The 16,607-nt window shown below is 64.2% G+C and carries 14 protein-coding genes; 11 read left to right on the forward strand and 3 right to left on the reverse strand.

The genetic code is table 11. The features are described from left to right. Positions 1 to 2: 2 nt before the first annotated feature. From tssK to tagH, 3 genes are all read right to left on the reverse strand, one after another. Positions 3 to 1,340: a type VI secretion system baseplate subunit TssK gene (gene tssK, locus GV818_RS03840; protein WP_161752807.1), complete on the reverse strand. Its 1,338-nt coding sequence runs from the start codon at positions 1,338 to 1,340 to the stop codon at positions 3 to 5. 15 nt (positions 1,341 to 1,355) lie between these two features. Then, positions 1,356 to 1,862, reverse strand: a complete 507-nt coding sequence (gene tssJ, locus GV818_RS03845; RefSeq protein WP_161752806.1) for a type VI secretion system lipoprotein TssJ — start codon at positions 1,860 to 1,862, stop codon at positions 1,356 to 1,358. Between the two features lie 63 nt (positions 1,863 to 1,925). Beyond that, on the reverse strand, positions 1,926 to 3,362 hold the full coding sequence (gene tagH, locus GV818_RS03850; protein WP_161752805.1) for a type VI secretion system-associated FHA domain protein TagH: 1,437 nt from the start codon (positions 3,360 to 3,362) through the stop codon (positions 1,926 to 1,928). A 392-nt stretch (positions 3,363 to 3,754) separates the two neighbouring features. Here tagH and tssA point away from each other — a divergent pair, with 392 nt between their 5' ends. From tssA to GV818_RS03905, 11 genes are all read left to right on the forward strand, one after another. Next, on the forward strand, positions 3,755 to 4,774 hold the full coding sequence (gene tssA / locus GV818_RS03855; protein WP_161775818.1) for a type VI secretion system protein TssA: 1,020 nt from the start codon (positions 3,755 to 3,757) through the stop codon (positions 4,772 to 4,774). A gap of 81 nt (positions 4,775 to 4,855) precedes the next feature. Next, entirely contained in the window at positions 4,856 to 5,371 is a 516-nt protein-coding gene (tssB, locus tag GV818_RS03860) for a type VI secretion system contractile sheath small subunit (protein ID WP_102881305.1), read from the forward strand. A gap of 16 nt (positions 5,372 to 5,387) precedes the next feature. Next, entirely contained in the window at positions 5,388 to 6,881 is a 1,494-nt protein-coding gene (tssC, locus tag GV818_RS03865) for a type VI secretion system contractile sheath large subunit (RefSeq protein ID WP_161752801.1), read from the forward strand. A 148-nt stretch (positions 6,882 to 7,029) separates the two neighbouring features. After that, entirely contained in the window at positions 7,030 to 7,518 is a 489-nt protein-coding gene (locus GV818_RS03870; protein WP_161775819.1) for an Hcp family type VI secretion system effector, read from the forward strand. A gap of 148 nt (positions 7,519 to 7,666) precedes the next feature. Continuing rightward, positions 7,667 to 8,182, forward strand: a complete 516-nt coding sequence (tssE, locus tag GV818_RS03875) for a type VI secretion system baseplate subunit TssE (protein ID WP_161752797.1) — start codon at positions 7,667 to 7,669, stop codon at positions 8,180 to 8,182. Beyond that, entirely contained in the window at positions 8,179 to 10,038 is a 1,860-nt protein-coding gene (gene tssF / locus GV818_RS03880) for a type VI secretion system baseplate subunit TssF (RefSeq protein ID WP_161752795.1), read from the forward strand. Before tssE ends, tssF begins: the two co-directional genes overlap by 4 nt. Beyond that, a complete protein-coding gene (tssG, locus tag GV818_RS03885) occupies positions 10,002 to 11,054 on the forward strand; it encodes a type VI secretion system baseplate subunit TssG (protein WP_161775820.1) in 1,053 nt (350 codons plus the stop codon). The genes tssF and tssG overlap by 37 nt, the downstream gene beginning before the upstream one ends. Continuing rightward, entirely contained in the window at positions 11,047 to 13,722 is a 2,676-nt protein-coding gene (tssH, locus tag GV818_RS03890) for a type VI secretion system ATPase TssH (RefSeq protein ID WP_161775821.1), read from the forward strand. The genes tssG and tssH overlap by 8 nt, the downstream gene beginning before the upstream one ends. Positions 13,723 to 13,852: 130 nt before the next feature. Then, complete coding sequence (locus GV818_RS03895; protein WP_161775822.1) at positions 13,853 to 15,796, forward strand: type VI secretion system tip protein VgrG; 1,944 nt, start codon at positions 13,853 to 13,855, stop codon at positions 15,794 to 15,796. A 15-nt stretch (positions 15,797 to 15,811) separates the two neighbouring features. Next, positions 15,812 to 16,243 carry a DcrB-related protein gene (locus tag GV818_RS03900; RefSeq protein WP_161752787.1) on the forward strand — a complete coding sequence of 144 codons (432 nt, stop codon included), beginning with the start codon at positions 15,812 to 15,814 and terminating at the stop codon, positions 16,241 to 16,243. 15 nt (positions 16,244 to 16,258) lie between these two features. After that, the coding region (locus GV818_RS03905) for a hypothetical protein (RefSeq protein ID WP_161775823.1) at positions 16,259 to 16,607 on the forward strand (349 nt) is incomplete at its 3' end.

The raw sequence follows: 16,607 nt of genomic DNA on the forward strand, positions 1-16,607 counted from the left end.
ACTTATCCTCGAATGGCCCAAAAGGCCAGGTTCAAGCCCGGGAATTCCCCGGCGACGTGGAATGCGAAGCCACCGGAATGGAGCAGTTGTTTCCAGTGCTCGCTGCCACGGTCGAGCTCGTAGTAGGTCGAGCCGGCGTGATACGGCAACTGCCGTGGCGCCACCGGCAGCGGCAGCAGGCCAATGCCTGGCAGTTGCAGGTTGACCAGGTCGCGGATGTGCTCCACCGAGCCGACCTTGCTCTGCTGGGCGAAACGCCCGCGCAGGGTTTCCCCGGGCACGTCGGCGCGGACCACCAGGATGAAGCTGGCGCTTTCCAGCAGGGTGCGGTCCGCCAGCATTGCCACATGCACGCCGTAGGCTTTCTCGACGATGGGGATCGGCGTCGCCTTGCTGTCGATCAGCATCGACAAGGCCTCGCGCAGGGCCTGCATCACTGGCGTGAAACTCAGGGCCAATTCGTCGTGCTGGTACTGCGGATACTCCGCCGGACGCCGGGCAGCAGTATTGGAGAAGGTCGAGAATTCACCGGCCAGGCTCACCAGCTCGCTGTACAACCGCTCAGGGTGCAACGGGCTGAGCTGGTTCAAATGGCTGATCAGAGGCTGTGCGCGATTCACCAGTTGCAGCAGCATGAAGTCGGCGATTTCCGAAGCGCCACCGGCCCCCGAAGCGACCACCCGACCAGCCAGGGCTTCGCCACGCTGATGCAGCAGGCCCAGCAATTCGCTGCGAAAGGCGCTCAACGGCTTGGACGCGGCCACATCCAGCAGGGGCGGGATGTAGCTGTCATCCAGCACCAGGGCGCGGTCGGCGCGCTTTTCCTTGACCCGTACCACCCCAATCGCGGCGTAGTCGCTCAGGCCGTCCTGAGCCGTCAGCAAGCGCAAGGCACGGGAGCCCACCGCCACCGGCGCACGGTTTTCAAAGGCGGCGTTATCGTCACGCACTTCCCGCACCTGGCTCAGGTAGCGCGCACCGCCCAACTCCTCGCCTTCGTCCACGGTGTCGCGGGCGCCGGCACGCTTGAGGGGCAGCGCCAGGTACACCAGGCCGTCCCGCAGGTTGTCGTCGATGCTCAGCGGGCTCGGTGCCAGGTCGTCATGGGGAATGTTGAACGGCGTCCCGTCGGGCAACAGGCCCCGGGCACTGACAATGGCCAGCTTGCCCTGGGCCAGCAGGCCCTGATCGATGCGCAGCTCGGAGAAACCCCAGGCCCCCGCCGACAGCGGACGGCTGCGGGCGTCGATGAGGTTTTCCAGGTAACGGTCATGCTGCTGGAAGTGCTGGGTTCCAATGAACATGCCTTCCGACCAGACCACGCGATTGTTCCAGGACATGGTTGCTCCGATTGCCTATTGGGCAGGGCTGGATGGGGATTCCACGAGTTCGGCGCTGACCGCACGGACATCGAGGACGATCTGCGATCGGTTGAGTTTGTGCGGCACGGCGTAAACCCCGACCCGCCACAGCGCCTGGTCCACCTCGCGATAGCCCACCAGCAGGCCGATGTTGCGGGTGGCCGGGTCGAGGGTGCGCTTGAGGGTGAAGCGATCGCCGGGCCGCACCAGGACTTCGTCCTGGTCGACCAGGTCGGGGCCCAAGGTCGCCGGCGCACGTTCGGCCAAGGCGAAGTAATCCGAACGCATGAAGGTCGCCGGGTTCTTCAGCTCGAAGATCCGTACCCGTACCGGCGTGCCCTGGCCATCAGGACCGGGGTTGAGCCCGGCCACGGCGAGGAAATCCAGCTCCACCGCGGTGGCCACAGGCTCTTCCTTGACCGCCTCGGCTGGCGGTGGTGCCTCCTTGGCACAAGCCGCCAGTACCAGCATGGCGACCAATGTCAGCAATCGTTGAATCATCCTGCGTCCTCAATGACGTATCAGCTGTCCGTGTATCCGTGTGTTGGGGTGTTCCAGGCTCGCTCAGGAACGGCGTAGCCGGTGGGTATGTTCTTCGTAGGCACGACTGAATTCACGACCGAACAGGTCCTGGAAGTCGTCCTGGGCCTCGCGGGAAATCTGGCTGTAGAGCGCCGTGAATTGCTGCCAGTTCTGTGCCTGGCGCGAACCGTTGAACAGGTTGCCGAGGCCGCCGGGCTTGCCCATGCGCGCTTCCAGTTCACTGGGTTCGAAACGCCCCAGCAGATGCTTGATGGCAGCCTCCACACCGGCCATGACCGCCAGTTGGTGGGCTCGCAGATCATCGAAACTGTCCTGCACCGCCTGGTCCGGGGCCATGAACGCCTGGCTGCTGTGGCGCAGCAGCAGGAGCATGGCTTCGTCAGCATTCGGGGCGAACTTCAGCGGATTGTTTTCCACCGGGCGAATCATCGTCTGCTGCATGCGGAACTCGCCCTTGAGGCTGCTGCGGGCACGCAATACATCGATCAGGCCCTCGACCATCAGCCGATAGCTGCGGCCCAGGCTTTCCATCTGCGCCTGGGCCTGCTGCGGGTCGATGCGCAAATGGTCCAGCCCAGCGCCCCGCAGGAAAGCCTGCAGCAGGTCCACCTGAGGAGCCGCCACCGGCGCGGGTGCCGGAGCAGTCGGAGCCTTTGGAACTACGGGCGCGATGGCTGGCGGCTGTGGCGGTTCGGCAGCGAAAGGGGCAGTGCTGGCAAACGGGGCCGGGGCAACGGCGGGTGACGCCATCACCGGCGGCACGTCAGGCCGCGGCGCAGGCCGGGCCGGCGCTTCGGCGAACAGGTCCCAGTCTTCCGGAATGACCGCGGCCCCGTGAAGAGGCGACGGTGCCGGTGGAGATACGGACTGAGGCATCGAGGTGTGAGTCGGCGGACGAAAATCGTGCTGCTCGGCCGGCACATGATCGGGCTGGGTGGCCGGCGGGGTCGTGCTCGGGGTCAGAAAATCGAACAGGTCAGGAAAGGTGTCCTGTGCCGAAGCCCCCTGGAAATGCGCCACCGGCGCCATGGCAATCGACTCGATGGGGGTTGCTGGCGCCGGCTGGCGCCCCATCAGCGCCTCAAAACTGTTGGAGCGGTCCCCGGAAAAGGCTTCAGCCTGAGCACGACTCAGATTGAAATCGATCCGCGCACTGATTTCATAATCACCAATGCGAATGACCTCACCGTCTTCAAGAAGCTCGCTGTTACCCCGACGCATGCGAATACCGGCGCGGACTAACTCAACACCATTAGTGCTGTTATCGGTCAAGTAATAACGGCCATCCTTGTATTGGATGACACAGTGCTTCGCGGAAACTAAGCGCTCGGGGTCAGGAAGTACCCAGTCATTATCGGAACTACGGCCAATTGCCATCATACCCTGATCCATTAGTTTCTCAGGGCATTGACCAGGGGTAATCTTGTGATAACTAGTGATAGTCAAACACAGCGACATCGCGCCTCCTTGCTGTACTTCCGCGTGCGAACCGAGCTTGGGGAAAAAGTTCCGCAAAAATATGAAAAGCCCGCAAATAATCCTTTAAACAGCGCCATTCACAGCATGATTACTCAACTTGAACCACGCAGATGACAAAAGCTTTTCACCCCGCCCTAATCTGACTCGCTGGTCAAAGAACTAATAAGACGACATAACACTGTCATGCGGGGCGAATAGCTTACCTTGACAAGGCACAACTACTACACCAAAAATGCACAACTTCTTGAACACGGATGATGGCCCACTAATATCAGTGAGTCCATGTTAACCAAGAAATGTGCACTCGTTCACAAACAACTAGTGCATTAATTGCCTGACTGTCTTGCAGGCTGATAGGGAGATCAAAGCCGGTGGATGTACCGATGTTGCTCGCCGCAATTTCAGCAACTTCGCCTTGTGGCGAAGACCTGGAATATCACGCGGATTTCTTGCACCTGGAGCGGGCCGCGCAAGGCCAGCCCGAGCGCAGCATGGGCGACTCGACCCTTCCCGCCGAGCCACCGGACTGGCGCAGCATCCAGCAGCAGAGCCTGGACTTGCTGGCGCGCAGCAAAGACCTGCGCATCACCCATTTTCTGCTGCAAAGCACCCTGGCCCTTGAAGGCCTGCCGGGCCTGGCCACCAGCCTCGAACTGATCAACGGTCTGCTCCGGGACTACTGGGCAGAGCTGCATCCGCACCTGGATGCCGACGACGACAACGATCCCACCGTGCGTATCAACGCCCTGGCCGGCCTGGCCGCCGACGCCACTATCGGGTTGCTGCGCGAAGCCATCCTGACCCGTTCCCGGACCTTCGGCCCGGTGAGTGTGCGGGCGGCGCTGAACGCTGCCGGCTTGCAACACTTTTCCGGCGAGAGCCTGGCGTCCGATCACTTGGCCGGCGCTCTGCAAGACAGCGATCCCCAGCACCTGGAAACCATTCGCCATGCCTTGAGCAGCGCCCGCTCGGCAGCCGAATCCATCGAGCAGCAAGTCAGCGAACAGGTGGGCTCCGCCAGCGGTGTGGACCTTACGGCCCTCAAGCAGCCCCTGCGCCAGGCGCTGCAGGTGCTTGGCCAGCACGCCCCCCAGGCCGCCGGCCACAGTGCCGACGAGAGCACCGAGAACCCTGCGCCGGAGCACTCCGGCACGCCCGTGGCACCGGCCCAGGTACGCGTCTGCGGCGAGATCAACAGCCGCGAAGACGTGCTGCGCAGTCTCGACCGGCTGTTGGCCTACTACAGCCGCTGTGAGCCCTCGAGCCCGCTGCCGGTGTTGCTCACTCGGGCCAAGCACTTGGTCAACGCCGACTTCGCGAGCATCGTGCGCAATCTGATCCCCGACGGCATGTCCCAATTTGAAAACCTGCGCGGCCCAGAATCCGACTAACCCCGGACAGGCCGAACAGTATCGTCAGCGGCAATCACCGACCGACGCCAACACCGTCGCAGCAGCGACCAGGAGCACAACGTGGCGAAGCAAAGTTCTCAGAAGTTCATCGCGCGCAACCGCGCGCCTCGGGTGCAGATCGAGTACGACGTGGAACTCTACGGCGCCGAGAAAAAGGTCCAGCTGCCCTTCGTCATGGGGGTGATGGCCGACCTCGCGGGCAAACCCGTGGAGCCCCTGGCAGCGGTGGCCGACCGCAAGTTCCTGGAAATCGATGTCGACAACTTCGACTCGCGCCTCAAGGCCATGCAGCCCCGCGTGGCGTTCCACGTGCCCAACGAGCTGACCGGCGAAGGCAACCTGAGCCTGGACATCACCTTCGAGAGCATGGACGACTTCAGCCCCGCGGCCGTGGCGCGCAAGGTCGACTCACTGAACCAGCTGCTGGAAGCCCGCACCCAACTGGCCAACCTGCTGACCTACATGGACGGCAAGACCGGCGCTGAAGAAATCATCATGAAAGCCATCAAGGATCCGGCGTTGCTCCAGGCCCTGGCGAGTGCGCCAAAACCTGTGGACTCCGAGCCGAACGCGTAAATCAGGACCAACGACCATGACCGAATTGATGCGTGACAATCAGGCCCAACCCGGTGCCACCGAGCAAGCCAGCGAGTTCGCCTCGCTGCTGCTGCAGGAATTCAAGCCCAAGACCGAGCGTGCGCGCGAAGCCGTGGAAACCGCGGTGCGGACCCTGGCCGAGCAGGCCCTGGCGCAAACCGACCTGGTGTCCAACGACGCGATCAAGTCGATCGAATCGATCATCGCCGCCATCGACGCCAAGCTCACCGCCCAGGTCAACCAGGTGATCCACCACCCGGAATTCCAGAAGCTGGAAAGTGCCTGGCGTGGCCTGCACTACCTGGTCAACAACACCGAAAGCGACGAGCAGCTGAAGATCCGCGTGCTCAACATCTCCAAGCCGGAGCTGCACAAGACCCTGAAGAAATTCAAGGGCACGGCCTGGGACCAGAGCCCGATCTTCAAGAAGATGTACGAAGAGGAATACGGCCAGTTCGGTGGCGAACCCTACGGCTGCCTGGTAGGCGATTACTACTTCGACCAGTCGCCGCCGGATGTCGAGCTGCTGGGCGAGCTGTCCAAGGTCTGTGCGGCCATGCACTCGCCGTTCATCGCTGCGGCCTCGCCGACCGTGATGGGCATGGGTTCGTGGCAGGAACTGTCCAACCCGCGTGACCTGACCAAGATCTTCACCACCCCGGAATACGCCGGCTGGCGTTCGCTGCGTGAATCGGAAGACTCGCGCTACATCGGCCTGACCATGCCGCGCTTCCTAGCGCGCCTGCCGTACGGCGCCAAGACTGACCCGGTAGAAGCCTTCGCCTTCGAAGAAAACACCGACGGCGCCGACAGCTCCAAGTACACCTGGGCTAACGCCGCCTACGCCATGGCGGTGAACATCAACCGTTCGTTCAAGCACTTCGGCTGGTGCTCGCGGATCCGTGGCGTGGAATCCGGTGGCGAGGTCGAGAACCTCCCGGCCCACACCTTCCCCACCGACGACGGTGGCGTGGACATGAAATGCCCGACCGAGATCGCCATCTCCGACCGCCGTGAAGCGGAACTGGCGAAGAACGGCTTCATGCCGCTGCTGCACAAGAAAAACACCGACTTCGCCGCCTTCATCGGCGCCCAGTCGCTGCAGAAGCCGGCCGAGTACGACGATCCGGACGCCACTGCCAACGCCAACCTGGCCGCACGCCTGCCGTACCTGTTCGCCACCTGCCGCTTCGCTCATTACCTGAAGTGCATCGTGCGCGACAAGATCGGCTCGTTCAAAGAGAAAGACGAAATGCAGCGCTGGCTGCAGGACTGGATCCTCAACTACGTCGACGGCGACCCGGCACACTCCACCGAAACCACCAAGGCCCAGCACCCGCTGGCTGCGGCGGAGGTGGTGGTCGAGGAAGTCGAAGGCAACCCAGGCTACTACAACTCGAAGTTCTTCCTGCGCCCGCACTACCAGCTCGAAGGGCTGACCGTGTCGCTGCGCCTGGTCTCCAAACTGCCGTCCGCCAAGGGCGCCTAACCCGCGTAGGAGCCGGCTTGCCGGCGATGCACTCAAGGGCGCCTCGTTTCCCGAAAACCGGCGCCATCGTTGACGACCATCGCCGGCAAGCCGGCTCCTACAGGTTCATATACGAAACATCGTGGCAAGTGCCACACAGGGAGAAAACATGGCTGTTGATATTTTCATCAAGATCGGTGACATCAAGGGCGAGTCCATGGACAAAGCCCACAAGGACGAAGTCGACGTGCTGAACTGGAGCTGGGGCATGTCCCAGTCCGGCAACATGCACGTTGGCGGCGGCGGCGGCGCGGGCAAGGTGAACATCCAGGACCTGTCGCTGACCAAGTACGTCGACAAGGCCTCGCCGAACCTGATGATGCATTGCTCCAGCGGCAAGCACATCGACAAGGTGCGCCTGACCGTGCGCAAGGCCGGCGGCGAAAGCCAGATCGAGTACATGATCATCGACCTGGAAGAAGTGCTGGTTACCTCGCTGAGCACCGGCGGTTCGGGCAGCGATGATCGCCTGACCGAGAACGTCACCCTGAACTTCGCTCAGGTGATGGTCGAGTACCAGCCGCAGAAAGCCGACGGCACCAAGGACGGCGGCCCAATCAAGTACGGCTGGAACATCCGCTCGAACACCAAGCGCTGACCCGCTGCGATCGCCGCCCTGGGCGGCGATCGACCCGCTCCCGCGGCATACGCGGGGACGGCTGGCGAGGAGCGCTTCCTCGTGAGCCCTGGGTCATGCCCCTTTTCGTGACGTCATGCCTGCGCAATCCGATCCTGGAGCGAACCCTTTGGTCACCGACATCGCCGCCCGCGATCGCTTGCAGCCCTCTTTGCTGGATCGTCTGACCGACGATGAACCCGGCAACCTGAAAGAAAGCCCGGACAAGCGCGTGCTGTCCCTGAGCCAGCTCAAGGCCTCGGTGCTACGGGACCTGGCCTGGCTGCTCAACACCACCTCCCTGCTCGAAACCGATGCCACCCTGCATACCCCTGCCGGCACTTCGGTGATCAACTACGGCCTGCCGGCCCTGGCCGGCTACAGCGCGTCGAGCATCGATATCCCGGCCCTGGAAAACCTGATTCACCAGGCCATCGCCACCTTTGAACCGCGCATTCTGCGCAGCACCCTGCGGGTCCGCGCGCGCACCGCACCTGGCGAGATGAACCACAACGCCCTGAGTTTCGAGATCGAGGGCGACTTATGGGCCCAGCCGATGCCCCTGCGCCTGCTGCTGCAAACCGACATGGACCTGGAGTCCGGTCACGTCCGCGTGGTCCACGCCGATTCCCGGAGGCGCTCATGAATCCGCGCCTGCTGGAGCTGTACAACCAGGAACTGCACCACGTGCGCGAAAGCGCCGCGGAGTTCGCCAAGGAATACCCGAAGATCGCCAGCCGCCTGACCCTGTCGGGCATGGACTGCGCCGACCCCTATGTCGAGCGCCTGCTGGAAGGCTTCGCCTATCTGACTGCTCGGGTGCAGCTGAAACTCGACGCCGAGTACCCGACCTTCACCCACAACCTGCTGGAGATCGCCTACCCGCACTACCTGGCTCCGACTCCGTCGATGACCGTGGTGCAGTTGCAGGCCGATCCCGATGAAGGTTCCCTGAGCAGCGGCTTCACCCTGGCACGCGACACCAGCCTGCGCGCCGCCCTGGGCCGCGACACCCAGACCTGCTGCGAATACCGCACCGCGCACGCGGTGACCCTGTGGCCGCTGCAAGTCAGCCAGGCCGAATATTTCGGCAACCCCGCGGCGGTGCTCGGGCGCCTGGCCGCCAGTGAACCCAAGGCCAAGGCCGGGTTGCGCCTGACCCTGCGCACCGGCGCCGAGCTGGCGTTCAGCAGCCTGGCCCTGGACCAGTTGCCGCTGTACCTCAACGGCAACGATGAGCAGCCGTTTCGCCTCTACGAACAACTGCTGGGCAATGCCTGCGCAGTGTTTGCCCGGGCCCCGGGCGGTGATTGGGTCGAGCGCCTGCCGCTGGATGCCTTGCGCTCCCGGGGCTTCGACGACCGCGATGCGGCCCTGCCGGTGGTGCCCCAGGCCTTCCAGGGCTACCGTTTGTTGCAGGAATACTTCGCCCTGCCCAACCGTTTCCTGTTCGTCGAGTTCGCCCAACTGGGCCGCGCGGTACAGCGCTGCGCCGGCCAGGAACTGGAGCTGATCGTGCTTTTCGAGCGCTTCGACCAGAGCCTGGAAGGCAGTGTCGGCGCCGCGCAATTCGTGCCCTTCTGCACCCCGGCGATCAACCTGTTTCCCAAGCGCCTGGACCGTATCCATCTGTCCAATCGGGTCAACGAACATCATGTGATCGCCGACCGCACCCGGCCAATGGATTTCGAGGTGCACTCGCTGACCGCCATCAGCGGCCACGGCACCGGCCCGGAGCAGCCCTTTTTGCCGTTCTACGCGGTGCGCGATCCGTCCCGCTATGGCCGCGACCAGGCCTATCACATCGTCCGCCGCGAGCCCCGGGTGCTGTCCAGCGACCAGCGTCGCAACGGCCCGCGCTCGACCTACATCGGCAGCGAATCCTTCGTCAGCCTGGTGGACAGCCAGCAGGCGCCCTATCGCCACGACCTGCGCCAGCTCGGGGTCAGCGCCCTGTGCACCAACCGCGACCTGCCGCTGTTCATGAACGTGGGCAACGGCAAGACCGACTTCACCCTGGCCGACAGCGCCCCGGTGCAAGCCATCCGCTGCCTGGCCGGTCCGAGCCGGCCGCGCCCCAGCCATGCCCATGACGGCAAGGCCTGGCGCCTGATCAGCCAGCTGTCGCTGAACTACCTGTCCCTGAGCGAACAGGGCCAGGGCGCGGCAGCCCTGCGTGAACTGCTGCGGCTGTACGGCGACAGCAACGACGCGGCCCTGCAACTGCAGATCGAAGGCCTGCGCGAAGTCAGCAGCAAGGCGGTAACCCGGCGCCTGCCGATGCCCGGGCCGATCGTCTTCGGCCGGGGCCTGGAGATCACCCTGGAATTCGATGAAAACGCGTTTCGCGGCACCGGGGTGTTCCTGCTCGGCGCGGTCTTCGAGCGCTTCCTGGCACGTTACGTGTCGATCAACAGTTTTACCGAGACGGTGATCCGTACCACCGAACGCGGCGAGATCATGCGATGGAAAGCCAAGCCCGGACGGCGTCCGACTCTTTGAATACGCTGACGGCGATGCACGCCGAGCCCTGGGAGTACGACTTCTTCCAGGCCCTGCGGCGGATCGAATGCCTGTCACCGCAACTGCCGCGCTTCGGTCACTCCCTGCGCCTGGCGGACGATCCGCTGCGCCTGGGGCAACAGGCCGACTGCAGCTTCGCCCCCTCGACCCTGGCTTCGGTGACCCCCGGCAGCGAGGGCACGGCCACGCGCCTGGAGCAGTTCTTCTTCGGCCTCGGCGGCCCCAACGGGCCGTTGCCGCTGCACATCACCGAATACGTGCGCGAGCGCCAGCGCAACAATGCCGACAGCACCAGCAAGCGCTTTCTCGATGTGTTCCACCATCGCCTGCTGAGCCTGTTCTACCGGGCCTGGGCCGAAGCCCGGCCAACCGTGAGCCACGACCGCCCGGACGACGACTACTGGTCCGCGCGGCTGGCGGCCCTGAGTGGCCGGGGCATGCCCAGCCTGCTCAAGCAGGGGCTGATTGCCGACACCGCCAAGCTGCACTACAGCGGCCACCTGGCGGCCCAGACCCGCTATCCGGATGGCCTGCGAGCGATCATCAACCAGTACTTCGGCCTGCCGGTAGAGATCGAGGAATACGTCGGCCAGTGGCTGCAATTGCCGGAGCGCAGCCGGGTCGGGGTCCAGGCTCACCAGCTGGGCGTGGATTTCTGCCTGGGCAGCCACGTCTGGGACCGCCAGCACAAATTCCGTATCCGCCTCGGCCCGCTGAAGCTCGATGCCTACCTGGGGATGCTGCCCGACGGCCAGCAGTTCCAGGAGCTGGTGGCCTGGGTCGCCGAATACCTGGGCTTCGAGCTGGACTGGGACCTGAACCTGGTCCTGCTCCAGGAAGAAGTGCCCAAGCTGCAACTCAACGGCCGCCAGCGCCTGGGTTTCAACACCTGGCTCGGCCAACCCGGCAGCGATGCCAAGGATCTAATACTGGCCCGGCACTACGCCGATCAGGCCACTACCTCACGCACACCAAGGAGCACAGAGCATGGGTGAAATCAGTCGCGCGGCGCTGTTCGGCAAGCTCAACAGCGTTGCCTACAAAGCCATCGAAGCCGCCACGGTCTTCTGCAAACTGCGGGGCAATCCCTATGTGGAGCTGGCTCACTGGTTTCACCAACTGCTGCAACTGCAGGACTCGGACCTGCACCGGATCATCCGCCAGTTCAACCTGGAGCCGGCACGCCTGGCCAAGGACCTGACCGAGGCGCTGGACCGCCTGCCCCGGGGTTCGACCTCGATCACCGACCTGTCGTCCCACGTCGAGGAAGCGGTCGAGCGCGGCTGGGTCTACGGCAGCCTGATGTTCGGCGAAAGCCAGGTGCGCACCGGCTACCTGGTGATCGGCATCCTCAAGACCCCGAGCCTGCGCCATGCGCTGCTGGGGCTGTCGCGGGAATTCGAGAAGATCAAGGTCGAAGCCCTGAGCGAGCGTTTTGACGAATACGTCGGTGACTCGCCGGAAAACGCCCTCAGCGCCAGCGACGGTTTCAATGCCGGCGCGGTACCCGGCGAAGCCAGCGGCGCCATGGCCCCCAGCGCCCTGGGCAAGCAGGAAGCCCTGAAGCGCTTCACCGTCGACCTCACCGAGCAGGCCCGCAGCGGCAAGCTCGACCCCATCGTCGGCCGTGACGAAGAGATCCGCCAGCTGGTGGACATCCTCATGCGTCGCCGGCAGAACAACCCGATCCTCACCGGCGAAGCCGGGGTGGGCAAGACTGCGGTGGTGGAAGGTTTCGCCCTGCGCATCGTCGCCGGCGACGTACCGCCAGCGCTCAAGGACGTTGAACTGCGCAGCCTCGACGTCGGTCTGCTGCAGGCTGGCGCCAGCATGAAGGGCGAGTTCGAACAGCGCCTGCGCCAGGTCATCGAGGACGTCCAGGCCTCGCCCAAACCGATCATCCTGTTCATCGACGAAGCCCACACCCTGGTGGGTGCCGGTGGCGCCGCCGGCACCGGCGACGCGGCCAACCTGCTCAAACCGGCCCTGGCCCGCGGCACCCTGCGTACCGTGGCTGCCACCACCTGGGCCGAGTACAAGAAGCACATCGAGAAAGACCCGGCCCTGACCCGGCGTTTCCAGGTGGTGCAAGTGGCCGAACCTTCGGAAGACAAGGCGCTGCTGATGATGCGCGGCGTAGCTTCGACCATGGAACAGCACCACCAGGTACAGATCCTCGACGAAGCCCTGGAAGCCTCGGTCAAGCTGTCCCACCGCTACATTCCAGCGCGCCAGTTGCCAGACAAATCCGTGAGCCTGCTGGACACCGCCTGTGCCCGGGTTGCCATCAGCCTGCACGCGGTGCCGGCCGAAGTGGACGACAGCCGTCGGCGCATCGAGGCCCTGGAAACCGAGCTACAGATCATCGCCCGGGAACAGGCAATCGGCGTGGCCATCGGCAACCGCCAGGTCAACAGCGAAAGCCTGCTGGCCGCCGAGCGCGAGCGCCTGGCCGCGCTGGAAAGCCGCTGGGCCGAAGAGAAGACCCTGGTCGACGAATTGCTGGCGACCCGCGCCCAACTGCGCGAGAACGTCGGCCTGGTGGACAGCGACGTCGGCGACGCAAGCCACGGCCTGCGAGAGCGGCTGGTGGACCTGCAACAGCGCCTCAGCGCCCTGCAAGGCGAGACCCCGTTGATTCTGCCGACCGTCGACTACCAGGCGGTGGCCTCGGTGGTCGCCGACTGGACCGGCATTCCGGTGGGGCGCATGGCCCGCAATGAGCTGGAAACCGTGCTCAACCTCGACCAGCACCTGAAGAAACGCATCATCGGCCAGGACCACGCCCTGCAGATGATCGCCAAGCGCATCCAGACTTCCCGCGCCGGCCTCGACAACCCGAACAAGCCGATTGGCGTGTTCATGCTCGCCGGCACCTCCGGGGTCGGCAAGACCGAAACCGCCCTGGCCCTGGCCGAAGCCCTGTACGGCGGCGAGCAGAACGTCATCACCATCAACATGAGCGAGTTCCAGGAAGCCCACACCGTGTCCACCCTCAAGGGTGCGCCGCCGGGCTACATCGGTTACGGCGAAGGCGGCGTGCTCACCGAGGCGGTGCGACGCAAACCCTACAGCGTGGTGCTGCTGGACGAAGTGGAAAAAGCCCACCCGGACGTGCATGAAATCTTCTTCCAGGTGTTCGACAAAGGCGTGATGGAAGACGGCGAAGGTCGCGTGATCGACTTCAAGAACACCCTGATCCTGCTCACCACCAATGCCGGTACCGAGCTGATCGCCAACGTCTGCAAGAACCCGCAGGCCGTGCCCGAGCCGGAGGAAATCGCCAAGGCCCTGCGCCAACCGCTGCTGGAGATCTTCCCGCCGGCGCTGCTGGGGCGCCTGGTGACCATCCCCTACTACCCGCTGAGCGACGACATGCTCAAGGCGATCACCCGCCTGCAACTGGGGCGGATCAAGAAGCGCGTGGAAAGCACTCACAAGGTGGATTTCGACTTCGACGACGAGGTCATCGACCTGATCGTCTCGCGCTGCACCGAGACCGAAAGCGGCGGCCGGATGATCGACGCCATCCTGACCAACAGCCTGTTGCCGGACATGAGCCGCGAGTTCCTCACCCGGATGCTCGAAGGCAAGGCTCTGGCCGGGGTGCGCATCAGCCAGCGTGACAACGAACTGCACTACGACTTCAGCGAGCCGGCCTGACCCCACGCTCTCCGTAGGAGCTGGCTTGCCAGCGAAGCGCCCGCCACGGTGATGGACCTGGCGCCTTCGCGAGCAAGCTCGCTCCTACAGAGGGCCGGCCAGGCACACCACGCATTCAACGAGACTGACGATGCTATTTCAGCAATCCACACGACTGGCACAGGTCAACTGCCCCCTGGGACCGGACGTCCTGCTGCTCAAGAGCATGGGCGGCGGCGAGGAGCTGGGGCGGCTGTTCGACTATCAGCTGCAACTGACCTCCAGCGACGCCAACATCGACCTCAACCAGTTGCTGGGCAAGCCCATGGGCCTCAGCGTGCAACTGGACGGTGGCGGCCAGCGGCACTTCCACGGCATCGTCGCGCGCTGCAGCCAGAACATCGACACGGGCCAGTTCGCCAGTTACCAGGTAACGCTGCGGCCCTGGCTGTGGCTGCTGAGCCGTACCTCCGATTGCCGGATTTTCCAGAACCTGAGCATCCCGCAGATCATCAAGCAGGTGTTCCGCGACCTGGGTTTTTCCGATTTCGAAGACGCCCTGAGCCGACCCTACCGGGAGTGGGAATACTGCGTGCAGTACCGCGAGACCAGCTTCGATTTCGTCAGCAGGCTGATGGAACAGGAAGGCATCTACTACTTCTTCCGCCACGAGAAGGACCGCCACGTGGTGGTGCTGGCCGACGCCTATGGCGCCCACAGCAGCGTGCCCGGCTACGCCTCGGTGCCCTACTACCCGCGGGACGAGCAGCAGCGCGAGCGCGACCACCTGTTCGACTGGCACCTGGCCCAGGAAGTACAGCCCGGTTCGCTGGAGCTCAACGACTACGATTTCCAGCGCCCTAGCGCACGGATCGATGTGCGTTCGGCCATGCCGCGCCCCCACAGCGCCGGTGACTACCCGCTCTACGACTACCCCGGCACCTACGTGCAGAGCGGCGACGGCGAGCACTATGCGCAAACCCGCATCGAAGCCCTGCAGAGCCTGCATGAGCGCATCGAGCTCAGCGGCAACGCCCGGGGCCTGGGCGCCGGCCACCTGTTCACTCTCAGCGGCTTCAGCCGTCAGGACCAGAACCGTGAATACCTGATCGTCGGCATCCGCTACTACGTGGTCCAGGAAAGTCTGGAAACCGGCGGTGGCGGCGGCTCGGCGCAGTTCGAAAGCCACCTGACCTGCATCGATGCGCAGCAGAGCTTCCGGCCCCTGGCCAGCACCCACAAGCCGATGGTCCAGGGCCCGCAGACCGCACGGGTGGTGGGCCCTGCCGGCGAGGAGATCTGGACCGACCAATACGGCCGGGTCAAGGTGCACTTCCATTGGGACCGCCATGACCAGTCCAACGAAAACAGCTCCTGCTGGATTCGCGTATCCCAGGCCTGGGCCGGGAAGAACTGGGGCTCGATGCAGATTCCGCGCATCGGCCAGGAAGTCATCGTCAGCTTCCTCGAAGGCGACCCCGACCGCCCGATCATTACCGGCCGGGTGTACAACGCCGAGCAGACCGTGCCCTACGACCTGCCGGCCAACGCCACCCAGAGCGGCATGAAAAGCCGGTCGAGCAAGGGCGGCAGCCCGGCCAACTTCAACGAAATCCGCATGGAAGACAAAAAGGGCGCGGAGCAGCTGTACATCCACGCCGAGCGCAACCAGGACATCGTGGTCGAGGTCAACGAAAGCCATTCGGTGGGCAATGACCGGGTCAAGAGTATTGGCCGCGACGAGACCGTGACCATCGGCTCCGCCCGCCTGCGCGCGGTCAAGGAACTCGACGTGCTGGTGGTCGGCGGCAAAAAGACCGACAGCATCAGCCAGAGCTACATCATCGAGGTTGGCGAGAACCTGCGCCTGGTCTGCGGCGAAAGCGTGCTGGAGTTGAACGCCAGTGGCCAGATCAACCTCAGCGGCAAGCAGATCAGCTTCTATGCCTCGGGCGATGCCGAATTCAATACCGGCGGCGTACTGCACCTGAACAACGGCGGTAGCGCCGGCGCGACCCCTGAGGGCCAGGGCGTCAAAGACAGCATCGATGCCAGCGTCGACGCCATGTTTCCCAAGCCCCAGGGCAACCCTTAACGAGAGCCCAGCGCCATGACCTATCGCATCAACGAATTTCAGTTCGCCTTGCCGCCCAGCGAGCTGCTGGACGCGTCGATCAACATCCTCAAGTTCCCGCAGCTGGGCACTTCGCTGATCGTCAGCCGCAGCCAGCTGGCCAAGGGTGAAACCCTGCAGAGCAGCTTCGACAGCCAGCTCAAGAAACTCGAACAACAGGTTCAGGAGCTGCGCTACCAGCCCGGCGTGGCCGTGCGCGTGGGCAGCGCTCAGGAGGTCGACGCTCTCGAACTGCGCAGCCAGTTCAACAAGGGCAGTGAGCAGGTCTTTCAGTACCAACTGGCCCTGGTCCTGCCCGGCACCCACAAGATGCTTGCCCTCAGCTACGTCAAGGCACAACCGCTGAACGACAGTGACGCCGCGCACTGGGCCACCATCAAGCAGTCCCTGAACTTCAACACACCTTGATGATGAGCCTCCGGCATGTCTGACGCGCTTCTGTGGGCCGCACGCCTGGGCGACGGGCTCGAACACAGCTCGGTGATGGCGGACATCCTCAGCGGTGTGCTGGAGGTCGCCGCCAACATCGCGATTACCGCCCTGGCCACTGCCGCAGTGGTGGCCGCCACCGGCATCACCGTGGCCACTGGCGGGCTCGGAGCCTGCCTGCTGGGCGCCGTGGTGGGGGTGATCGTCGGGCTGGCCATGAGCAAGAGTGGGGCCGACAAAGGCCTGACGAAGATGTGCGACTGGATAGGCGACGCGCTGTTTCCGCCCTCCGTGCAGGCCACCATCCTCAGCGGCTCCACCAACACCCTGACCAATAACATTC

This window comes from Pseudomonas sp. Fl4BN1 (assembly GCF_009908285.1).
In the GTDB taxonomy this organism is placed as follows: Bacteria; Pseudomonadota; Gammaproteobacteria; order Pseudomonadales; family Pseudomonadaceae; genus Aquipseudomonas.